Here is a 20863-nt window from a genome sequence, read left to right as displayed (position 1 = left end):
GCAGGAAGGAGGGACTCCGTGGCAGCGACTGCCCGCACAAGCCGTGCCCGTGCCCAGCTGACCATCATGGAACCGCCGGCGGACGTGGGCGCCAAACCGGCCGGCACCCTCGCACGGCTCACGCTGCAGTTCAATCCGGCGACGCTCTCCCTGACCAAGAGCACCGAGTGGCGGCGTACCCCTTCCCGGACGGCCGGCGAGTCCGCGCTGCCGGAATTCGTGGGCAGCGGGCCCCGGTCGCTGTCCCTGGACGTGTTCCTGGACGCCACCGCCACCCACGACAACTCGGTGGAGAAGGCGGTGGAGCAGCTGATGACGGCCTGTGTGCCCACCCCGAGCAGCCTCGGCCGCAAGAAGCCGTCGAGCCCTTGGGTGCGCTTCGACTGGGGAACGTCGAAGACGACGTCGTTCGACGGGGTCCTGTCGAGCCTGTCCGTCTCGTACACGCTGTTCGACGTCGACGGGAAGCCGCTGCGCGCCACCTGCTCCCTGTCGATCGAGGAGGCGAGCGTCGACCCGGCCGGTCAGAACCCGACGTCCGGATCACGGGAGGCACGCCGTACCCACCGGGTCGTCGCCGGTGACAGCCTGCCGCTGCTCGCCTGGCGCGAATACGGTGACGCCACCGCGTGGCGCACCATCGCCGAGGCCAACGACATCGACGACCCCATGCAACTGGCTCCGGGCACCGAACTCCTCGTGCCCGGAATGGAAGACCACGCCCCGGAGGGCACCCGGTGACCGCACCTGCCCGTTCCTTCGCCGCCGACCCGATCGTCGAGGCGCCCGCCGAGCTCCCCCAGGCCTGGGCCTCCCAGCTGGTGAGCTGCGCGGTCGACGAGAACGTCGGACTTCCGGACACCGCCGTACTGACGTACCGGGACCCCTACCACACGCTGCTCACCGCCACCGGGATCACGATCGGCACACCGCTGAAGATCTCGGTGGTCACGGTCCAGGAGCAGGCGCGCGAGCGGCTGTTCACCGGTGAGGTCACCGCGCTCGAACTCGACAGCGACACCACCGGCTCCTTCACCGTCGTCCGCGCCTTCTCCAAGGCCCACCGGCTCCAGCGCGGGCGGAAGGTGGTGGCCTTCCGCAACATGAAGGCCGCCGACATCGTCCGCAAGGTCGCCGCCGGTGCCGGACTCACCTGCGGGAAGGTCGAGGCGGCACCCGTCATGTACAAGCAGCTCACGCAGCCCAACGTCTCGGACTGGGACTTCCTCCAGTACCTCGCGGGCGAGAGCGGCGCGCACGTACGGGTGGACGAGAAGGGCCTGTTGCAGTTCGTGAAGCCGAAGCCCGCGGCCTCGGCGCCCTCCCCCTCCACCTCCGCCACCCGGCATCCGATGGTGCTGGAGTACGGGCGCAATCTGCTGGCCCTGCGAGCGGTGCTGACCGGCGCGGACGGGGCGGACAGCGTCGAGGTGCGCGGCTGGGACGTGGAGACCAAGACGCGGCTCGTGGCACGCGAGCCGTCCGTCCGCAGCACCACGGTGGTTCCCGGGATGAGCCCGTCCGTCGCGGCCGGGGCGTTCGGTCCGAAGGCCCGGGTGACGGTCGCCGACACCCCGTACCGGACCCAGGCCGAGGCGGGCGCGGTCGCCGGAGCGGTGGCCGCACGGGTCAGCTCCGGTTTCGGGGAGATCGAGGCGGTCGCCGAAGGCAACCCCCGGCTGCGGGCCGGTGAACCCGTCACCCTCGGCAACGTCGGACCCGCGTTCGCCGGCCGCTACACGGCGACGGCGGCCCACCACGTCCTCGACCCGCACGGCGGCTACCGCACGACCGTACTGGTCAGCGCCGCACCCGACCGCTCCCTGACCGGGCTCACCGGCGGTGGCGAAGCGCCCCCGCGCGGCCCCCGCATACCGGGCCTCGCGATCGGGGTGGTCACCGACATCCGTGAGGGAAAGGGCAAGGGACAGGGCGAACGCGGCTCGGTCCGGCTGAAGTTCCCCTGGCTCGACGACACCTATGTGTCCGACTGGGTCCGTACGGTGCAGTGGGGCGGCCAGGGCGGCGGCGGGGTGTTCAGCCCCGAGGTCAACGACGAGGTGCTGGTCGGCTTCGAACAGGGCCTGCTGGACAGCCCCTATGTGCTGGGCGGCCTCTACAACGGCGTCGACAAGCCGTCGCCCCACGACGTGCCGCTCGTCGACCCGACCAGCGGCAAGGTCAACCGCCGCTCCCTGGTATCCCGTTCGGGCAACCGGATCGAACTGCTCGACGCCCCGCGCGGCCCGTCCGGAGTCCGGCTGGCCACCGGCGACAAGCAGTTGGAGGTCACCCTGGACGAGCGGAAGGGAGAGATCGCGCTGAAGGTGTTCGCCCGCGGCACCTCCCGGGTGCTGAGCTCCCTCTCCCTCGGCCGGTCGGGGATCACGCTCGACGCCGGTACGGGGGCCGTGAACGTGAAGGGGGCCTCGGTGACCATCAACGGCAAGACCGGGGTCACCGTGGACGGCGGTCTGCTCGCCGTCCTCAAGGCCAGGCTCATCCGGATCAACTGACCCCCCGAACCGTCCCCCCGAACCGTCCAGCCGACCCGCGTCCCTCGCCCAGCAAGGAGAACAGCAGCCATGCCCCCCGCAGCCCGCACGGGCGACCCCACCGTCCACGGAGGCGTCATCGGCACCCCGCCACCGGGTGCGGTGGCCGTCGCCACCGTGCTGATCGGCGGCCGGCCGGCCGCGGTCACCGGCAGCCTGCACGTGTGCGCCATCCCCCCGCACGCCCTGCTCGGACCGGGCAACGTCGTCATGCCGAACCCGGCCGCCGCTGTCGGCGGCATGGTCATGATCGGCGGACTGCCGGCCGCTCGCATGGGGGACACCACCAGCTGCGGCGCCAAGATCATCATGGGTGCGCCGAACGTCCTGATCGGAGGCCCGCTGTGAGCGGGGGCGGATTCATCGGCCGCGGCTGGGGCTTCCCGCTGCGGGTCGGCGCCACGGGCGGCATCGGCATGGTCGAGCGGGACCAGGAGATCGAGGAGGCCATCGGTCTGGTGCTCGGCACCGCACCGGGGGAGCGGCCGATGCGGCCCGAGTTCGGCTGCGGCATCCACGACTACGTCTTCGCGCCCGGCGACGGCGCCACTGCCGGGCGCATAGCGCACGAGGTGCGTACATCGCTGGAGCGCTGGGAACCACGCATCGAGGTGACGGACGTGGTGGTCGCCTTCGACACCGTCGACGAAGGAACTCTCTACATCGACGTGCACTACACCGTGCGGTCCACCAACGACCTGCGCAACCTCGTCTTCCCCTTCTACACCATCCCGTCCTCGGGGAGTCCAGAAGAAGCTGGGGCCGCCTGATGTCTCTTCCCTCCCCCAACCTGGACGACCGACGCTTCCAGCAACTCGTCGACGAGGCCAAGCGGTACGTCCAGCAGCGCTCTCCCGAATGGACCGACCACAACGTCTCGGACCCCGGGGTCACGCTCATCGAGACGTTCGCGTACATGGTCGACCAGCTGCTGTACCGGCTGAACAGGGTGCCCGACCGCAACTACTCCGCCTTCCTCGACCTGCTGGGCGTGCAGCTGTTCCCGCCGACGGTCGCCCGAGCCGACGTCGACTTCTGGCTGTCCGCCCCCCAGCCGGACACCGTGCGGCTCCCGGCCGGCACGGAGGTCGCCACCGCCCGCGGCGAGACGGAGGAGGCGGTGGTCTTCTCGACCGCCGACGAGCTGGCGATCGTGCCGAGTTCGCTGATCAGACTGGTCACCGCCCCCGCGTCCGGAGACCAGACCGACCGCACCGCGCCGCTCGGCGCGGGCAAGGACATCCCCTGCTTCCAGCCCCGGCCGGAGCCGGGCGACGCCCTGCTGTTCGGGCTGCCCACCGCCGTACCCCGGTGCATCGTCGCCGTACGCCTCGACAGCCGGGTGGAGGGCGTCGGCGTCGACCCCCGGCAGCCGCCGCTGGTGTGGGAGGCGTGGGACGGCGCCCGCTGGGTGCCCTGCCTGACGGGGACCGACAGCACCGGAGGGCTGAACAAGCCCGGTGAAGTGACCGTGTTCGTCCCCGCCGGGCACACGGCCTCGGTGACGGCCGGAATCCGGGCCGGGTGGCTGCGCTGCCGGGTCACCGCACCCGAACCGGGCCAGCCCTTCTACTCGGAGTCGCCGACGATCCGGGAGGCCGAGGTGTTCACCGTCGGCGGCACCACGGGCGTCGAACACGCGGAGACCGTCCTGGACGTGCCCCTCGGCGTCTCCGAAGGGGTCGCCGGCCAGCGGTTCTCCGTACGCAGGGTGCCGCTCCTGCTGGACGGGGAGCCGCCCGTCGTCCAGGTGTCCTCCGCCGAGGGCTGGCAGGTCTGGACACCGGTGGAGCACTTCGGCGCCTCGTCCCCGGACGACCGGCACGTACGGATCGACGCGGTCAACGGCGAGTTCGCCTTCCCGCCGGAGGTCCGCGAAGCGGACGGCACGATGCGGGTCTACGGGGCGGTGCCCCCCAAGGGCGCCCAGCTCCGCATCCCCCGCTACCGGACGGGCGGCGGCGCAGCGGGGAACGTGGCCCGCGGCGCCATCCGCGTCCTGCGCAGCTCGGTGCCGTACGTCGCCGGCGTCGACAACCGGGAGGCGGCCCGCGGCGGGGTCGACGGCGAGAGCGTCGAGAACGCCAAGGTGCGCGCGCCCCACATCCTCCGGGTCCAGGAACGGGCGGTCACGGCCGAGGACCACGAGGTCATCGCCCGCGAGGCCGCACCCTCGCTGCGCAGGGTCCGCTGCCTGCCCGCCGTCGCGGGCGAGGGCGGTGCGGTGCGCGTCCTGGTGGTCCCCGACGCGGTACCCGACGAAGGCGGCCGGCTGCGGTTCGAGCAGCTGATCCCCCCGGACTCGGTGCTGTCGGCGGTCTCCGGACGGCTCGACGAACGGCGGCTGGTCGGCACCCGGCTGATCGTGGAACCGCCCGCCTACCAGGGCGTCACCGTCGTCGCCGAACTGGTGGCGGCCGACGGCGAAGTGGACCGCGTCCGCGCCGAGGCGCTCGACGCGCTGTTCCGCCACATCGACCCGCTGCGGGGTGGCGCGGACCGGACCGGCTGGCCCTTCGGCAGGCCCGTCCAGTACGGCGAGATCTTCGCCGTACTGCAGAGCGTGCGCGGAGTCCGCCTGGTGGACGAGGTACGGCTGTTCCCCGCGGACCCGCTCACGGGACGACGGGGAGCGGCGGCCGAACGAATCGACGTCGCCGCGAACGCCCTCGTCTTCTCCCACCAGCACCAGGTCGTCGTCACCGCGGCCGGGGCCGGTGAGCGCCCATGACCAGGGCCGCGGTCCCCGGGCTCCCCAGCCGCTACCCGATCGGCGGGCTGCTGCCCGCCCTGTACGCGGACGACGACCTCGCCCAGCGGTTCACGGCGGGCCTGGACACCGTTCTGGCACCCGTCCTGTCCACCCTCGACAACCTTCCGGCCTACTTCGACCCCGCGCTCACCCCGGAAGACTTCCTGTCCTGGCTGTCGTCCTGGGTGGGGGCGGACATCGACGCCGAATGGCCGGTGGAGCTGCGCCGGGCCGTCGTCGCCCGCGCCGTCGAGCTGCACCGGTGGCGCGGAACCCGCCGCGGCCTCACCGAACAGCTGCGGCTCTGCTTCGGTGTGGAGGCCGTCATCCACGACGGCGGCGGCGCCACCTGGTCGTCGGAGCCGGGGGGACAGCTCCCTCCCGCCCCGACCGGGGAACTGCTGGTACGGGTCCGTGCGCCGGCCGGGAGGCCGGTGGACGCTGCCCGCATCCTGGGCGTCGTTCAGGCCTCGTGCCCCGCTCACCTCACCTGCCGGGTGGAGATCCTGCCCGGCGCACCGGACGAGACAACAGGAGACTGACGTGACGCGCTCGTGCCCGGCGTGCGGAGCCGCCAACGAGGAGGACGAGGACTTCTGCGGAAGCTGCGGTACGTACTTGGGGTGGTCGTCGCGGCGTGCCCGAACTGCGGCCCCGGCACCGGAAGCTGACGAGCCGTCGACTCCCGAGACGACCGACCCGCCCGCGCCTGCGTCCCCGCCTGCGCCTGCGTCCCCGCCTGCGCCTGCGGCCTCGACACCGACACCGACCCCGGCTCCGGGCCCGGTCCCGGCCCCGCGCCCCGCACCCGCGCCGGATCGGGCCGAGACCCCCGCTCCGGTCGCCGCACCCGCACCCGCGCCCGCCCCGGCTGCGGAGGAGCCGCCGCGCCCCCCGAAGCCCGAGGTGGCGGCCGAGCCCGAACCCACCCCCGTACCCCCGCCGGCCCCGGCACCGGCCCCGACCCCGCCCGCCCCCGTAAGGCCGGCTTCGCCCGCCCCCGTGCGGCCGGCGCCGCCGGGTCCGGTGCGGCCGGAAGCGCCCACGCGGGACGAGCCCGTGGTGGCGGTGCGGCCCGGCGTGCCGATCGCCCAGCGCCCCGTCGTCAGGCCGGTGTCGGCGGACGACGAGCCGGACGGGTTCCCGTGTCCGTCGTGCGGGGCCTCCAACCGGCCGGGACGCAAGTTCTGCCGCCGCTGCGCGGCGCCGCTGAATCCGGGCGAGCGGGCTGAACCGCTGCCCTGGTGGCGTACCAGGTGGCCGTTCGACCGCAAGGTGCGGGCAGGGTCGGGGCGTCTGCTGCGGGGGAGCGTGCTGGCCCTGCTGATCGTCGGGCTCCTGGTCGCGGGCTTCCTGCTCGTGCCGGCGGGGCGCTACGTCGTCGAGGACGTACGGGACAAGCTCGGCGGAACCGGGGAGATCAGCCCCGCCGAGGTCTCCGCGAGCGCCGCCGCTCCCGGCCACCCGGCGAAGTCGGCCGTGGACGGGGTGACGAACAGCTACTGGGGCGCCCCGAAGCTCGACGCCTCATTGACCGCCGAGTTCGAGAAGCCGTTCCGGCTGGTCGGCGTCACGGTCCACGCCGGTGTGTCGACGAAGCCCGAGGTGTTCCAGCAAGGTGCCAGGCCCACCCGGGCGGAGCTCTTCATCACGACGAAGGACAGAAAGGTCCACGAGAAGGCCTGGACGCTCACTGACAAGCCCGGCGAGCAGACGATACGGACGGGCATCAGCGATGTCGTCTCCATCCGGTTCGTCGTACGGGAAGCGGCAGGTCAGGGCGCCGGGCGGTCGATCGCCCTCGGGGAGATCGAGTACTTCAAGCGCACCTGAGGGCGACGGCACCGGGAGACTGCCCGGCGCCGCCGCCTTCACCGAATGCGCGGCATGGAACCGATAGGCATGGAGCTCATAGGCAGGGAACCCACAGGCAGGGAACCCACAGGCAGGGTCAGATCTGGTTCAGGCCGCCGTCGACGTACAGGCTCGAACCGGTGATGAAGCTGCTCTGCTCGGAGGCGAGGAAGGCCACGGCGGCGGCGATCTCCTCCGGTCGTCCGAGCCGGCCCAGCGGCACGTGCGCAGCCAGTTGCTGCCTGAGGCCGGCGGCCTGCTCCGGGTCGGGAGCGAGCCCCGACAGACCCGGGGTGTCGGTCGGGCCCGGCGTGACGGTGTTGACCCGGATGCCGCGTCCCTTGAGTTCGTTGGCCCAGGTGCGGGCGAACGACCGGGTGGCGGCTTTGGACGCCGCGTACACGCCGAAGGCCTCTGCGCCCACGTCCACGTTGGTGGAGCCGTTCAGGATGACCGAGGCGCCGTCGTTGAGCAGGGGCAGCGCCTTCTGAACGGTGAACATCATGCCCCGGACGTTGATGCCGAAGAGGGCGTCGAAGTGCTCCTCGGTGACCTGCTCCAGCGTGGCGAACGCGGCGATGGAGGCGTTCGCGAACAGCACGTCCAGGCCGTGCCCCCGGCTGCGGATCGTCTCGTAGAGGCGGTCCAGGTCGGCTGGGTTCGAGATGTCACCGATCACCGCGGTGGCGGCTGAACCGATCGTTTCGACGGCCGCGTCGAGTTCGGTCTTCCGCCGGCCGGTGATGAACACGTGCGCGCCCTCGGCCGCCAGGCGTACGGCGCTGGCCAGGCCTATTCCGGTGCCGCCGCCGGTGACGAGAGCGGTCTTTCCCTCGAGCAGTCCCATGTGAACAACCTCCCTCGATTTCCGCATCGATCGATGCAGAAATCGAACCGTAGCACTTCTGCATCGGTCGATGCGGAAGAGGTAGGCTGCGGGGGTGGAGACCAAAAAGAACGCCCCGATCGGCCGGCCGCGAGGATTCGACGTCGAGGAAGCCCTTGAGCGCGCCATGCTGGTCTTCTGGGAGCACGGGTACGAGGGGGCCAGCCTGTCCGGCCTGACCGAGGCGATGGGCATCTCCACCACCAGCATGTACGCGGCCTTCGGCAACAAGGAGGAGCTGTTCCGCAAGGCCCTGGAGCGCTACACCGAAGGGCCGGGTGCCTACCTGACCCGGGCCCTGGAAGAGCCGACCGCCCTCGGCGCGGCCACCGCGATCCTGGCCGGCACCGTCCGGACCACCACCCGCCCCGCCCAGCCCCACGGGTGCCTGGGCGTCCAGGGCGCCCTGGCCGCCAGCGACTCCGGACGCGGGGTCCGTGACCTCCTCGCCGCCTGGCGCAACAACGGCTGCTCCTCCGTCAAGGCGCGGTTCCAGCGGGCCATCGACGAGGGTGAACTGCCGCCGGAGACCGATCCGGGTCTCCTGGCCCGCTACGTCACCACCCTGGCCTTCGGCATCGCCGTGCAGGCCGCGAGTGGTGTCGACCGCGACGAACTCCAGGGGATGGCCGACGCCGCCCTGCGCAACTGGCCGCTCTCCTGAGAGTCGCGGCTTCCCTCCCGGCTATTCCCCGGGCGCGAGTTGGGCCGTCACCACGCCGTGCAGCAGTTCCGCGTCCACGAAGTCCCCGGCGTCCGGCGGCCCGCACCGCCAGCTCAGCGGGTACGTGTTGCCGTGGGCGGCCGGAATTCCGACGTACTGGTCGCGGACCGCCGGGCCGAAGCACTTCGCGCCGGGTGGCCAGTCGAAGTCCTGGCTCGCGCCGGGTTCGAGCAGGAAGTACGTCCACCGTGCCCCCGCGATCTCCCGCACCACCGGCCCCGGATCGCCGTCCGTGAGGGTCGCCAGATGGTGCAGCACCGCCTCACCCCGTACGCCGCGCAGGCGGATGGCGTCGAAGTGGATCCCGGTCGGGTGGAGTTGGAGCCCCGAGGCGGGTACCCATTCGGGGAGTTTCTTCTGCGTCATGGCCATGAGCATTCCGCCGACTGCGTAGCGTGACCAGGAGGACACGATCCACATCGGGGCGATGTGGGGAGGGTGGTGATGACTGTGGGGACGAGTGGCGAGACCACGCACGGGCGGCGGCTGGTGGGGGAGTTGATCCGCATCCACCGGGTGCGGGCGGGGCTCACCCAGAAGGAGGCGGCGGAGCAGCTGCTGATCTCGGAGTCACTGATGGGCGCGGTCGAGCGGGCGGAGCGCATCCCCTCGCATGACCTGCTGATCGACGCGGACCGGGTGTTCGGGGCGGGCGGGGCGCTGAAGGCGTGCTGCGAGCTGGTGGACGAGGAGAAGTACCCGCCGAAGTTCCTGGACTGGGCCAGGCTGGAGCGGACCGCGCGGGTCATCAGCGCGTACGAGACGATGCTGATCCCGGGCCTGCTCCAGGCGGAGGGGTACGCGTACGCGTTGCACAGGGCGCGTGTGCCGGCGTACACCGAACCCGAGATCGTCCGCCTCGTCGAAGCAAGGCTGGAACGGCAGGCGGTGCTCTCGCGTACGCCGCCGCCTCGCATCGGGTACGTCATCGAGGAGTCCGTCCTGGATCGCACGCTCGGCGGACCCGAGGTGCTGAAGGAGCAACTGCGGCACGTGCTCGACTGCATTGAGCGGTTCAACCACCTGACGGTGCAGGTGATGCCATCGGCTCAGCACACGCACGCGGGGTTGAACGGGCCCATGCAGCTGATGTCCACAGCAGAAGGCCGCAATGTTCTGTTCGCGGAGGGGCAGGGCGGCGGTAGGTTCATTCCGAAGCCTGAGCAGGTGAGCGATCTGTTCGATCTCTTCGGCATCCTGCGGGCGCAGGCGCTCAATCCCTGGAAGTCGGCGGAGATCATCGAGACGAAGGTGGGGCAACTGTGAGCCACGGAGCCGGACTGACCTGGTTCAAGTCCAGTTACAGCAACAACGAGGGCGAAGCCTGCATCGAAGTCGCCTACGACTGGCACAAGTCCAGCTACAGCAACAACGAGGGCGCGGCCTGCGTAGAGGTGGCCACCTGCCCCCACACCGTCCACGTCCGCGACTCCAAGGTCACCGACGGCCCCACCTTCGCCGTCGCCCCCGCCGCCTGGACCGCGTTCCTGGGCCACGCCGCGATCAGCTGATCAAGGCCCCGTGGGCACGGGGGCGTCCGGGCGTTCAGCTCGGATTCACCCAGTCCGGTGTCCAGGTCCCGGCGGCGTCGTGGCCGGCCGTCACGGCGGCGAGGTGGGCGCGGAGGGTGGCCAGCGCCGGGTGCGGGTTGTCGCGGTGCCAGAGCAGTGAGTGCGGGTAGACGGGCGCCGGGTCGGTTACCGGGATGCGGCGCAGGCCGTGGCCGGTGGGCCAGATGAGGCGGGTGTGCTCGCCCATGAAGGTGGCCAGGGCCGGGGTGTCGGCGATGGTGTCGAGGAGCGCGTCGGAGCCGAAGTTGGGCCCGGTCGCCTCGATGGTGAGGCCGAACTCGTCGACGAGGTCGGCGTAGTAGGCGCCCCACTCGGTACCGGGCACGATGCCGGGCATCCAGATCCGGTGCCCGGCGAGCTGGGCGACGGTCACCGACCGGGCACCCGCCAGCGCGTGCGCGGGGCCGGTGAGGAGCTGGAGCGGCTCGTCGAGCACTCGTGCGGACTCGATGTCCTCGGGAAGGGGCCGGCCGGGCGCGCCGACGGCGCGGAAGGACGCGTCGATCGCACCGGACCGGATCGCGGTGACGGCCGTCTCGATCTCGAACAGCATCACCACGTCGAGTTCGATCTCGGGGTACGCGCGGTGGAAGCCCCGCATCAGGCCCGACTGCGCGCTGCGTGAAGCGATCACGTCGACGCGCAGCGGACGACGGCCGGGGCGCACGGACGCGACCGAGCGCTCGGCGACGCGCAGCAGGTCGCGGGCGTGGGGCAGGAACGCCTGTCCGTCGATGGTGAGCTCGGCGCCGCGGGGGGCGCGGGTGAACAACCGCACGCCGAGGCTGCGCTCCAGCGCGGCGATGCGTTTGGAGACGGCCTGCTGGGTGATCGACAGGTCCGCGGCGGCCTTCTGGAACTGGCCCGCTTCCGCGACGGTGACGAAGGTACGTACTGCTTCGAGGTCCACGCCGATCCACCTTAGTGAACAACGGATGGTTGTGGATGGCGGGCCGTGCAGTTGTTTGACCTGCAGCTGTGCTGCTCGCTTAGCTCTCACAGGTCAACGTCGGCTTGTTCGGGTGGGAGTGCTGCGCATGGTGGGCAGGAGACCTTTGGGCCGGCGGTTCGGCTGGCTGTGGACGGCGTATGCCGCGAGCGCCTACGGGTCCGGGCTGGGGTTCGGTGCATTGCCACTGATCGCTGTGCTGGCCCTGGACGCCAGTCCCGCCGAGGTGTCCGCGCTGTCGGCGGTGGGGCCCGCGGTGGGCGCGCTGATCGCGCTGCCCCTCGCGCCGTGGGTGGAGTTCCGGCGCAAGCGCTCGGTCATGATCATGATGGACCTGACCCGCTTCGCGGCCATGGCGACGATTCCGGTCGCCTATGCCTTCGGGCTGCTCGGTTTCGTCCAGATGCTGGTGATCTCGGCCGTGGTCGCCGCAGCCAAGATCGCTTTCAACGCGGCCAGTGGCGCCTATCTCAAGGCCCTCGTCCGGCCGGACGACCTGCTCGTGGCCAACGCGCGGTTCGAGTCCACGAACTGGAGCTCCATCGCGGTCGGGCCACCGCTGGGCGGGGCGGCGATCGGCGTGTTCGGGCCGGTCGTCACCGTGGTGGCGGACGCGCTCAGCTACCTGCTGTCCGCGCTGTGCATCACTGCGATCCGCGGCCGGGAGGAAGCGCCGCAGAAACCCGGCGGAGGCCCGGCTCGGGCGGGCGCACTGTTTGACGGCTGGCGACACATCCTGGGGCACCCCGTCCTGCGTGCGCTCTACTTCAACCAGATGCTCGTCGCCGGTCTGATCATGGCCACCGAACCCCTGCTGGCCCTGCTCCTCCTCCGCCAACTCGGGTTCCCGCCCTGGCAGTACGGCCTCGCCTTCGCCGCTCCCTGTGTCGGCGGGCTCATCGGCTCGCGGCTGGCCCGCCGTGTCGTGGCCCGCTACGGCCGGCCCCGGGTCTTCCGGACCGTCGGCACCCTGCGCGCCGTCTGGCTGATCGGCCTGGCCTTCGTCCGCCCCGGCGTTGTCGGCCTCGTCACTGTGATGGCGGTCGAGCTGGCGATCATCATCAACATGAGCCTGTACAGCCCGGTACTTGCCACCTACCGGCTCGAACACACACCCAGGCATCTCGTCGCCCGCACCTTGTCGGCCTGGTCGATCGGCCAGCAGGCGTCCATCGCCGTCCTCACCGCGCTCGCCGGGCTGCTCGCCGACGCCACCGGCCCGCGCACCGCCCTCATGGTCGCGGGGCTGCTCATGCTGACCACCCCGCTCCTGCTTCCCCGGTACGACCGGACCCCGCAGCGCGAGCCGGAACCGGAGCGGAACCCCGCATGACACACGCAGCTCACCGCCGAAGCCTCAGGGTGTTCAGTTTTGGACATCAGACATAAGATGTCTGATGTCCTAGGCAGGTCAGTAAGTGCAGTGAGGAGCCGGATGACCCCCGAGCCAGTGACCGGAGAACAGAGGCCGCGCGGACCCGGACGGCAGGGCGGCGACCACCGCGTGGCCGTCATCGGTGCGGGCGCCATCGCCAGGGATCACGTCGCCGCGTTCGCGGGCGTCCCAGGGCTGCGGCTGGCCCACGTGGTCGACCGGCACCCCGAACGGGCCGCTGCGCTGGCCGCTCTCGCCGAGGGCGCGACCTGGTCCACCGACCCGGCCACCGCCTGGTCCGACGACGTCGACGTCACCGCCGTGTGCACCTCGCCCGAGTCGCACGCCGACCTCTCCGTGGCCGCGCTCCAGGCCGGCCGGGCGGTCCTGCTGGAGAAGCCCGCCGCGCTCGACGTGGCGGACGCCGACCGGATCCTCGCCGCCGCGAAGGCCGCGGACCGGCCTCTGCTCGTCGCCCAGACCGCCCGCTTCCAGCCCGTCCACCTGGAGATCGCCCGCGCGGTCGCCGAAGGTGCGATCGGCACGCCCCGCCTGGCCCACCTCACCTGGTACACCGGGCACGTCTGGTCCGGGGGCTGGCGCGGCTGGCAGCTGGACGCGGCCCGTTCCGGAGGGCACGTCGCCCACAACGGCGTGCACGCCCTCGACCTGCTGACCTGGCTCATGGACGACGAACCGGTCCGTGTGTTCGCCCGCCCCTGCAACACCTGGGCCGCCGGGATGCCGACCCCCGACAGCTTCCAGATCCTCGTACGCTTCGCAGGCGGCGCTCTCGCCACCATCGAGCTCTGCTACGCGCTCGTCCAGCGCGGCACCTTCGTCCGCCGGCTCATGCTCTCCGGCACGGCCGGCACCCTGCACCACAGCAGTGAGGACGAGCCGCGCGTGCACGCCGCTTCCCCCGTCGCCCCCGCTTCGATCGAGGGCGCGATGACCGGGCAGACCCGGCACCTGCGCGACGTACTCGACGGTGCCGCGGCCCCGTTGACCGCGCCCCACCAGGTGCGTGCCGCCCTCGCCGCCGCCCTGGCGGCGCAGCTCAGTGCCGACGAAGGCCGGCCCGTCGACGTCAAGGAGGTCTGCTGAGATGAGAGTCCTCATCGCATCCGGGGTCCGGCACGCCCGCGACTACGTACCGATGCTGAAGTCCATGCCCGGGTTCGAGGTCATCGGCTGCGCCGACACCGCCGACAGCCCCTTCGCCGAGGACAGCGCCGCCCTCGCGCGCGCGACGGGCATCCCGCTGCTCGACCTGGACGAGGCTCTCGCCGCCTGCGGCATCGCCCTCGTGTGCAGCGAGCCCACGCGCCACGTCGACCTCGCGGTGCGAGCGCTCGAAGCCGGCTGTCACGTCATCGTCGACAAGCCCGCGGCCACCGGCTCGCGTGACGCACAGCGGCTCCGGGACGCCGCCGGGCGCTCGCGCGGGCTGCTCACCGCCGTGCACCGCCTCTACTCCCCGCAGATCGTCCGGGCCCGGCGCCTCGTGGACTCGGGCGCGATCGGTCTGCCTCTGGCCGTGGACGTGGAGTGGCTGGCGGCCGGCGGACTCGAAGGAGCCACCGTCGAGCGCCCCGAACTCGTCTGCGACCCCGCCCTGTCCGGCGGTGGCGAGCTGATGAACTTCGGCTGGTACCCGGCCCTGGCGATCCGCCACCTCACCGGCCTCGACGTCGAGGAGGTCGTCGCCTTCAGCAGCGCCGCACCCCACGCGCCGCTCTTCGACGGCCCGCACGCCGCCTACGGCGTCGAGGACGCGGCGGTCCTCTCGCTGCGGCTGCGCAACGGGGTGGTGGCCACCGTCACCGTGGCCCGTACGCCCGCCGGTGTCGGCCCCGCTCCCGTCTCGTCCAGCCTGCGCGTGCTCGGTTCGCACGGTCACGTCCTCGCCGACGAGGACGCCCCGTCGTTCGCGGTGCGCGGGGCGGACGGGGGCAGTGTGCCCCGGCGGGTCGGCGGGCCCGCCGGGACGACGGCGCTGCGGCGGCTGTTCGAGGAGTTCCGCGACGACATCCGTTACGGGCGCACCCCGCTGGTGACGGCGGACGACATCCACGCGGCGGCCGCGGTGGTCGAGGCCGCACTGTCCTCCGCACGCGAGGACGGTGCCCCGGTCGCCCCCGTGGCCTGACGATCCAGCGGTGGGCGGCGTCGGGCCTCACAGCCCCGGCGCCCCCCACACCGGAAACCACCGCCCCAGGTCCTTCTCCACCCGCAGGTCGTCCCCGAGGGCGGCCCGGACCTGCAACTCCAGCTGGTTGTCGCGCTTCTCGCCGCCGCCCGGCACCGGGGCGAACGGGTAGAACGTGCCGCGCTTGTAGAGGTAGACCAGCGCCAGGGACCGGCCGTCCGCATCGCGGAAGGCGATCAGCGAGCAGAGCAGCTGCGGGCCGAAGCCGCCCTCCTGGAGCAGGGTGTTGACCGCGTGCAGGTCGTTGACGAGGGCCGCGACGTCCTCGGCCGGCTGCCGGGCGAGCAGCCAGGTGTAGCCGTACGCGTCCCGGCTGAACTCCACCGGGATGCCGCCGCGCCCCGTGTCCGCGTCGAGCAGCTCCCGTACGTCCTCCTGGATACGGGCGAACGTGGCGCCCTCCACGCCCGCGAAGCACACCGATCCCAGGCCCGTCGGCACGAACCCCGTGGCTGCCTGGAGGGTGAGGGCGGCGGACGGGACGGCGAAGAGCTGGTCGAGGTCGGGGCGGGCCGGCTTGCTGCGGCCCAGGATGGTGTCGAGCAGACCCACGGGGACTCCTTACGGGCGGGACAGGTCGGCGGAGATGCGGGCCAGCTGGTCCAGGCGCTGTTCCAGCGTCGGGTGCGAGGAGAGCAGCCGGCTGAGGCTCTCCTTGGAGGAGAAGGCGGGGACGAAGTAGAAGGCGTTGTAAGGCTCCGCCTTCCGCAGGTCCTCCGTCGGGATGCGGGCCATCTGCCCGCTGACCTTGGTGAGGGCGGAGGCCAGGGCCGAGGGCTTGCCGGTGAGCAGCGCGGCCGTGCGGTCGGCGGAGAGCTCGCGGTAGCGCGAGAGCAGCCGGGTGAGCAGGAAGCTCAGGGCGTAGACGACCGCGCTGATCAGCGGGATCAGCATGATCGCGATGCCCATGGGGTCGTTGCTGCGGCTGTTCCGGGAGAAGCCGCCCCAGAGCGCGACGCGGGTGATGATGCCGGCGAGTACGCCGAGGAACGAGGCGATCGTCATGACGGCGACATCGCGGTGCGCGACGTGCGACATCTCGTGGGCGAGCACGCCCTCCAGCTCCTCCGGCTCCAGTCTTCGCAGGAGCCCCGTCGTGGCGCAGACGAGTGCGGTCTTCTCGCTGCGGCCGGTGGCGAAGGCGTTCGGCACGTCGCTCTCGGAGATGGCGACCCGGGGCTTCGGCATGTCGGCCAGCGCGCAGATCCGGTCGATCGCTCCGTGCAGCTCCGGCGCCTGTTCGGGAGTGACCTCGCGGGCGCCCATGCTGAACGCCGCGATGCGGTCGCTGAACCAGAACTGGGCGACGAACATGCCCCCGGTGATGATCAGGATGATCGGCCAGGCGCCGCGGAGCACGGCCAGCAGGACGCCGACCAGGACCACGTACAGCAGCCCGATCAGGAACATGGTGGTGACCATGCGTGTGGTCAGACCGCGGTCGGGGGCGTACCGGCTACGGGTTTTGGTCATCGGTGACCTCCAGTCCTCGCCTGCCTCCCATAGTGCCCCCAGGGCGTTGAAAGCGGATAAGGGTGTCGGGAGCGGTGGATCTGGCCGAACATCACCTAGCCATTTAGGTGCCTCAGGCATCTAGTGGTGGGTGATCGGTACGCCACCCCCCTCTCCTTGTGAGGTCCGCCGTGACAGAGACCGAGACCGTCGCCTTCCCCCAGAACCGCACCTGCCCCTACCACCCGCCGACCGGCTATCCGAGTGCGAGCCGCGGTCAGCAGTCGGTGTCCCGCGTCCGGCTCTTCGACGGCCGCACCGTGTGGCTGGTGACCGGGCACGCCGAGGCCCGGGCGCTCCTCGTGGACCCGAGGCTCTCGTCCGACCGGGAGAATCCCGCGTTCCCGCTCTTCGCCCGGAGGCTGGCCGCCACCACCCAGCGGCGCGTCGAACTGCTCGGCCTCGACGACCCGGAGCACAACGTGCAGCGCCGGATGCTGATCCCGAGCTTCACGGTCAGGAGGACGGCGGCGCTGCGGCCGAGCATCCAGGAGATCGTCGACCGGCTGCTCGACGCGATGGCCGAGCAGGGACCTCCGGCGGAGCTGGTCGACGCCTTCGCACTCCCCGTGCCCTCCATGGTCATCTGCGCGCTGCTCGGTGTGCCCTACGCGGACCACGAGTTCTTCGAGGCGCAGTCCCGCAAGCTGCTGCGGGGCCCCGCGGGGTCCGACGTCGATGAGGCGCGGGACGCGCTCAGTGAGTACTTCCGCGTGCTGATCGAGCGGAAGCGGCGCGACCCGGGCGAGGGGCTGCTCGACGAGCTCATCGCCAAACAGCTGGAGACGGGGGCGGTGGACCTGGAAGAGCTGGTGCGGCTGGCCCAGATCCTGCTCGTGGCCGGCCATGAGACGACCGCGAACATGATCTCGCTCGGCACACTCACCCTCCTCCAGCACCCGGACCAGCTGGCCCTGATGCGTGCGGGCGGCCCCGACGGGATGACCTCCGCGGTGGAGGAACTGCTCCGCTTCCTGTCCATCGCCGATGGGCTCTCACGGGTGGCGGTCGAGGACATCGAGGTGGGCGGGGTGACCTTCCGGGCGGGCGACGGTGTCCTGCTCTCCACCGCGGTGATCAACCGGGACGAGGCCGCGTTCGCGTCGCCGGACGAGCTGGACCTCGGGCGCGGGGCGCGCAACCACGTCGCGTTCGGGTTCGGCATCCACCAGTGCCTGGGCCAGAACCTCGCGCGGGCCGAACTGGAGATCGCGCTCCCCGCGCTCTTCGACCGGCTGCCCGGCCTGCGGCTGGCGGTCCCCGCCGACGAGATCCCGTTCAAGCCGGGGGACACGGTGCAGGGGCTCCTCGAACTGCCCGTGACGTGGTGACCGTGAACCGAGCAGCAGGAGGGCGGACATGATGATCGATATCGACAGGGACGTGTGCATCGGGGCCGGGCAGTGCGCGCTCGCCGCGCCGAAGGTGTTCACCCAGGACGACGACGGGCTCAGCGAACTCCTGCCGGAGGCCGAGCCCGGGCCCATGGCCGGCGAAGCGGCCCGCGCCTGTCCCGTACAGGCGATCACGGTGACCTGAGGCAGGGCTCAGGGCCAGAGCAACTCCCGCTCCCAGGCCTCAGTCCGGGCCCCGGCCCCGATCGCGGCCCCGGTCCCGGCCTCCCGGCGGTAGCGCAGCCGTACGTGCCGCCGCCGGGCGTCGCCCTGGAAGAACTCGACCTCGCGCGGCTCGACCACGTACCGCGTCCAGCTCGCCACCTCCGCCTCCGGCTCCTCCTGCGCCCGCCGCCACGCGGCGTCCGAGGCCCGGTCGAGCTCCTCCGCCGACCCCAGCACCTCGCTCTGCCGCCCCACCAGCGCCGAGGCCAGGGCCCCGGTCGAGCGGGCGTGCAGATCGGCGCCGCTCTCGGCGGGGGAGCAGACGGTGACGGGGCCCCGGACGCGTACCTGCCGGCCCTGCGCGGGCCAGTAGAAGCCGAGCGCGGCATACGGACGGGCGGCGAGCTCGCGGCCCTTCGCGCTGGTGGCGTGCGTGGCGAAGTGCCAGCCGCGCTCGTCGGCGTCGTGCACCATCAGCGTGCGTACGTCGGGCAGGCCCTCCGCGTCGACCGTGGCCAGCGTCATCGTGTGCGGCTCGGCCTGCCCGGCCGCCACCGCCTCGGCGAACCAGGCGTGGAAGAGGGGGAGGGGCGCGCGGGGTGCTGCGGCCGGGTCGAAGGCGGGGAGCTCGATGTCCCAGACGCGCTGGGTGTGGAGCAGGTCCAGGAAGGCGCGGTGTGCGGCGGAGGCCGATGGGTCGGTCATGTGCCCATTTCACCTGGCGCGGCGGAGTCCGGGCGATGCCGGGCCGGATCCCGCGCTACCTGATCTCGCCCGGCTGCTCGGCGGACCGGGCGTGGCGATGGGCTGCGACGCGCTCGCGGGTCGCGCAGCGGCGGGAACAGTAGCGGCGTTCCGGGCCGTCGGGAACGATTGCCGTAGCACGCTGAGACACGGGGCGCTACGCTGGTCGTATGAAGACCATTACGCAACGGGAATTCCGGAATCGGTCTGCGGACGTCATGAATGCCGTGGAGGAGGGCGAGATTTTCCACATCACGCGTAACGGGATAGAGGTCGCAGAGCTACGGCCGCTCACGCGCAAGCGGAGCCTGAGCGCGGAGGAGCTGGTGGCCCGGCACAGGCGGCTTCCCCGAGTGGACGGCGCGTTGATGCGTCGCGAAGCAGACGAGCTCTTCGGCGACGATGACCAGGCCGGCGACGACGACCCCTGGGAGCGCGGGCGTGGCTGAGCGCTACCGTGCGGGAGTGCTCGACACCTGCACCTACATCGACCTCGACTTGTTGAGAGCCGAGGATCTTCCCGCCTTTCCGGCACTCACCGCCGTGACCATGGCCGAACTTCAGCAGGGTGTGGTGATGGCCAGGGACCCGGCCGGGCGGGCCGCCCGAATGGAGAAGCTGGGAGCTGCCGTGGCCGACTTCGAGCCGCTTCCCTTTGACGGGGACGCAGCCGCCCGGTACGGAAGCATGGTGGCCCTTGTCGTCGCTGCCGGACGCAATCCTCGTCCCCGGCGTATGGATCTGATGATCGCTTCCATCGCTTCGGTGAGAGACATGCCGCTCTTCACCCGTAACGCGGACGATTTCAAGGGGCTGGAAGGCGTGCTCACTGTTGTCGCGGTGTGAGCCCCCGGATCCGCCCCCTCACCCCCCTCACCCCCCTCACCCCCGCCCCAGCACCACCGTCCCCGACGAGCAGAACCAGCCGCCCGTCCCCGACGCCACCGCCAGTTCCGGCAGCCGGCCCCCCGTCTTGCGCACCTGCCGGGCCCCCGCCTCGCCGCGGAGCTGGCGTACCGCCTCCACCAGCAGGAACAGTCCGCGCATCCCGGGGTGGCAGGCGGACAGGCCGCCGCCGTCCGTGTTGACCGGGAGCTCCCCGGTGAGGCCCGTGCGGCCCTTCTCCACGAACGGCCCGCCCTCGCCCTTCGCGCAGAAACCCAGGTCCTCCAGCGTCACCAGCGTCATATAGGTGAACGCGTCGTAGATCTCCGCCAGATCGATGTCCGCCGGACGCACCCCCGCCCGCTCGAAGGCGAGGCGGCCGGACACGGCGGCGGGGGAGACCGTGAAGTCGTCCCACTCCGACATGGTGGAGTGCGAGACGTGCTCGCCGGTGCCGAGGATCCAGACGGGCGCCTTCGCCGTGTCCGGTACGTACTCCTCGGCCGCCAGCAGCACCGCGCAGCCGCCGTCGCTGCGGATGCAGCAGTGCAGCTTGGTGAAGGGGTCGGCGATCATCGGGCCCGACAGCACCTCGTCGACCGTGACCGGGGTGCGGAACATCGCGTCCGGGTTGGCGGCCGCGTTCGCCCGGGTCTGCACCGCCACCTCGGCGAGCTGCTCCAGCGTGGTGCCGTACTCGTGCATGTGGCGGCGGGCGGCCATCGCGTACTTGGCGATCAGCGAGTGGCCGTACGGCACCTCGAACTGGAGCGGTCCCCGGGCCCCGAAGGAGAGGTTGGACGTGCGGCGGCCCGCCTTGATGTCCGCCCGGGCCGTCGACCCGTACACCAGCAGTACGGCGTTGGCGCGGCCCGCCGCGATGGCGTCCGCCGCATGGGCCGCCATGACCTCCCAGGTCGATCCGCCGACCGAGGTGGAGTCCACCCAGGTGGGTTTCAGGCCCAGGTACTCGGCGACCTCGACCGGGGCGAGCGTGCCGAGGCCGGCGGAGGCGAAGCCGTCGACGACCGACCGGTCCAGGCCGGAGTCGGCGAGTGCCCGGCGGGCGGCCTGGGCGTGCAGGGCGTACGGGGTGGCCGTGTCGACGCGTCCGCAGTCGGCGAGGGATATGCCGACGACAGCGACCTTGCGGCGGGAAGAGGACGTAGCAGGCAGCATGAATCTGACGGTACATCAGATACCGGGATGGTGAACCTCGGTGAATCGGGGGGATCTTGTGGTGCGTGTCGCCCTGCGCGACTCTGGGAATCTCGCCGCTTCACCC

24 protein-coding genes and 1 pseudogene are annotated in these 20863 nt (G+C 71.8%); 17 read left to right on the top strand and 8 right to left on the bottom strand.

Annotation, left to right across the window (positions count from 1 at the left end; translation table 11 throughout):
* Positions 1-66 precede the first annotated feature (66 nt).
* From ACIOEW_RS12715 to ACIOEW_RS12685, 7 genes are all read left to right on the top strand, one after another.
* Positions 67-741, top strand: a complete 675-nt coding sequence (locus ACIOEW_RS12715) for a LysM peptidoglycan-binding domain-containing protein (RefSeq protein ID WP_401963877.1) — start codon at positions 67-69, stop codon at positions 739-741.
* The gene (locus ACIOEW_RS12710) at positions 738-2516 is read left to right on the top strand and encodes a VgrG-related protein (protein ID WP_362544128.1); all 1779 of its coding nucleotides are present in this window, start codon (positions 738-740) and stop codon (positions 2514-2516) included. Before ACIOEW_RS12715 ends, ACIOEW_RS12710 begins: the two co-directional genes overlap by 4 nt.
* A gap of 69 nt (positions 2517-2585) precedes the next feature.
* Positions 2586-2903: a PAAR domain-containing protein gene (locus ACIOEW_RS12705; protein WP_401963589.1), complete on the top strand. Its 318-nt coding sequence runs from the start codon at positions 2586-2588 to the stop codon at positions 2901-2903.
* Positions 2900-3325 (top strand): GPW/gp25 family protein, encoded by a 426-nt coding sequence (locus ACIOEW_RS12700; RefSeq protein ID WP_362544134.1) that lies wholly within the window; start codon positions 2900-2902, stop codon positions 3323-3325. Before ACIOEW_RS12705 ends, ACIOEW_RS12700 begins: the two co-directional genes overlap by 4 nt.
* Positions 3325-5286: a putative baseplate assembly protein gene (locus ACIOEW_RS12695; RefSeq protein WP_362544137.1), complete on the top strand. Its 1962-nt coding sequence runs from the start codon at positions 3325-3327 to the stop codon at positions 5284-5286. The genes ACIOEW_RS12700 and ACIOEW_RS12695 overlap by 1 nt, the downstream gene beginning before the upstream one ends.
* Positions 5283-5849 (top strand): phage tail protein, encoded by a 567-nt coding sequence (locus ACIOEW_RS12690; protein ID WP_401963586.1) that lies wholly within the window; start codon positions 5283-5285, stop codon positions 5847-5849. Before ACIOEW_RS12695 ends, ACIOEW_RS12690 begins: the two co-directional genes overlap by 4 nt.
* Positions 5850-6387: 538 nt before the next feature.
* A complete protein-coding gene (locus ACIOEW_RS12685; protein ID WP_401963584.1) occupies positions 6388-7140 on the top strand; it encodes an NADase-type glycan-binding domain-containing protein in 753 nt (250 codons plus the stop codon).
* A gap of 118 nt (positions 7141-7258) precedes the next feature.
* On the opposite strand, the gene ACIOEW_RS12680 is transcribed toward ACIOEW_RS12685, so the two are convergent.
* Complete coding sequence (locus tag ACIOEW_RS12680) at positions 7259-8008, bottom strand: SDR family oxidoreductase (RefSeq protein WP_401963582.1); 750 nt, start codon at positions 8006-8008, stop codon at positions 7259-7261.
* A gap of 94 nt (positions 8009-8102) precedes the next feature.
* Between ACIOEW_RS12680 and ACIOEW_RS12675 the strand changes: the two genes are divergently transcribed.
* Positions 8103-8711 carry a TetR/AcrR family transcriptional regulator gene (locus ACIOEW_RS12675; RefSeq protein ID WP_401963580.1) on the top strand — a complete coding sequence of 203 codons (609 nt, stop codon included), beginning with the start codon at positions 8103-8105 and terminating at the stop codon, positions 8709-8711.
* A gap of 21 nt (positions 8712-8732) precedes the next feature.
* Here ACIOEW_RS12675 and ACIOEW_RS12670 read toward each other — a convergent pair whose 3' ends face one another.
* The gene (locus tag ACIOEW_RS12670) at positions 8733-9137 is read right to left on the bottom strand and encodes a hypothetical protein (protein ID WP_401963578.1); all 405 of its coding nucleotides are present in this window, start codon (positions 9135-9137) and stop codon (positions 8733-8735) included.
* 78 nt (positions 9138-9215) lie between these two features.
* On the opposite strand from ACIOEW_RS12670, the gene ACIOEW_RS12665 reads away from it, so the two are divergent.
* On the top strand, positions 9216-10037 hold the full coding sequence (locus ACIOEW_RS12665) for a Scr1 family TA system antitoxin-like transcriptional regulator (protein ID WP_401963576.1): 822 nt from the start codon (positions 9216-9218) through the stop codon (positions 10035-10037).
* Entirely contained in the window at positions 10034-10282 is a 249-nt protein-coding gene (locus ACIOEW_RS12660) for a DUF397 domain-containing protein (RefSeq protein ID WP_401963574.1), read from the top strand. The genes ACIOEW_RS12665 and ACIOEW_RS12660 overlap by 4 nt, the downstream gene beginning before the upstream one ends.
* Before the next feature lie 34 nt (positions 10283-10316).
* Here ACIOEW_RS12660 and ACIOEW_RS12655 read toward each other — a convergent pair whose 3' ends face one another.
* On the bottom strand, positions 10317-11252 hold the full coding sequence (locus tag ACIOEW_RS12655; RefSeq protein ID WP_362544161.1) for a LysR family transcriptional regulator: 936 nt from the start codon (positions 11250-11252) through the stop codon (positions 10317-10319).
* A 127-nt stretch (positions 11253-11379) separates the two neighbouring features.
* Between ACIOEW_RS12655 and ACIOEW_RS12650 the strand changes: the two genes are divergently transcribed.
* The 3 genes from ACIOEW_RS12650 (at position 11380) to ACIOEW_RS12640 (ending at position 14818) form a co-directional block, all read left to right on the top strand.
* Positions 11380-12624 (top strand): MFS transporter, encoded by a 1245-nt coding sequence (locus ACIOEW_RS12650; RefSeq protein ID WP_401963572.1) that lies wholly within the window; start codon positions 11380-11382, stop codon positions 12622-12624.
* A 102-nt stretch (positions 12625-12726) separates the two neighbouring features.
* Positions 12727-13773 carry a Gfo/Idh/MocA family protein gene (locus tag ACIOEW_RS12645; RefSeq protein WP_401963570.1) on the top strand — a complete coding sequence of 349 codons (1047 nt, stop codon included), beginning with the start codon at positions 12727-12729 and terminating at the stop codon, positions 13771-13773.
* 1 nt (position 13774) lies between these two features.
* A complete protein-coding gene (locus tag ACIOEW_RS12640) occupies positions 13775-14818 on the top strand; it encodes a Gfo/Idh/MocA family oxidoreductase (protein ID WP_401963568.1) in 1044 nt (347 codons plus the stop codon).
* A gap of 27 nt (positions 14819-14845) precedes the next feature.
* Here ACIOEW_RS12640 and ACIOEW_RS12635 read toward each other — a convergent pair whose 3' ends face one another.
* Both ACIOEW_RS12635 and htpX read right to left on the bottom strand, forming a co-directional pair.
* Positions 14846-15430, bottom strand: coding sequence for a hypothetical protein (locus ACIOEW_RS12635; RefSeq protein WP_401963566.1), 585 nt, complete (start codon positions 15428-15430; stop codon positions 14846-14848).
* A gap of 9 nt (positions 15431-15439) precedes the next feature.
* Complete coding sequence (gene htpX / locus ACIOEW_RS12630; RefSeq protein WP_362544176.1) at positions 15440-16351, bottom strand: zinc metalloprotease HtpX; 912 nt, start codon at positions 16349-16351, stop codon at positions 15440-15442.
* 170 nt (positions 16352-16521) lie between these two features.
* Between htpX and ACIOEW_RS12625 the strand changes: the two genes are divergently transcribed.
* Together ACIOEW_RS12625 and ACIOEW_RS12620 are read left to right on the top strand one after the other, a co-directional pair.
* A complete protein-coding gene (locus ACIOEW_RS12625) occupies positions 16522-17721 on the top strand; it encodes a cytochrome P450 (protein WP_401963564.1) in 1200 nt (399 codons plus the stop codon).
* A 28-nt stretch (positions 17722-17749) separates the two neighbouring features.
* Positions 17750-17929, top strand: a complete 180-nt coding sequence (locus ACIOEW_RS12620) for a ferredoxin (protein ID WP_401963563.1) — start codon at positions 17750-17752, stop codon at positions 17927-17929.
* A gap of 8 nt (positions 17930-17937) precedes the next feature.
* Here the strand turns inward: ACIOEW_RS12620 and ACIOEW_RS12615 are convergent, their stop codons facing one another.
* A complete protein-coding gene (locus ACIOEW_RS12615) occupies positions 17938-18654 on the bottom strand; it encodes a pyridoxal 5'-phosphate synthase (RefSeq protein ID WP_401963562.1) in 717 nt (238 codons plus the stop codon).
* A gap of 55 nt (positions 18655-18709) precedes the next feature.
* A pseudogene (locus ACIOEW_RS12610) lies at positions 18710-18811 on the bottom strand (CGNR zinc finger domain-containing protein); the annotation flags it as partial.
* A gap of 52 nt (positions 18812-18863) precedes the next feature.
* Here ACIOEW_RS12610 and ACIOEW_RS12605 point away from each other — a divergent pair.
* Positions 18864-19142: a type II toxin-antitoxin system prevent-host-death family antitoxin gene (locus ACIOEW_RS12605; protein ID WP_362544187.1), complete on the top strand. Its 279-nt coding sequence runs from the start codon at positions 18864-18866 to the stop codon at positions 19140-19142.
* A 16-nt stretch (positions 19143-19158) separates the two neighbouring features.
* Complete coding sequence (locus ACIOEW_RS12600) at positions 19159-19539, top strand: type II toxin-antitoxin system VapC family toxin (protein WP_401963561.1); 381 nt, start codon at positions 19159-19161, stop codon at positions 19537-19539.
* 36 nt (positions 19540-19575) lie between these two features.
* Here the strand turns inward: ACIOEW_RS12600 and ACIOEW_RS12595 are convergent, their stop codons facing one another.
* Positions 19576-20757: a thiolase C-terminal domain-containing protein gene (locus ACIOEW_RS12595; protein WP_401963560.1), complete on the bottom strand. Its 1182-nt coding sequence runs from the start codon at positions 20755-20757 to the stop codon at positions 19576-19578.
* Positions 20758-20863: the final 106 nt, after the last annotated feature.

Source organism: Streptomyces sp. NPDC087901 (assembly GCF_044742205.1).
Lineage (GTDB): Bacteria > Actinomycetota > Actinomycetes > Streptomycetales > Streptomycetaceae > Streptomyces.
This window is presented reverse-complemented; position numbering and strand designations above follow the sequence as displayed.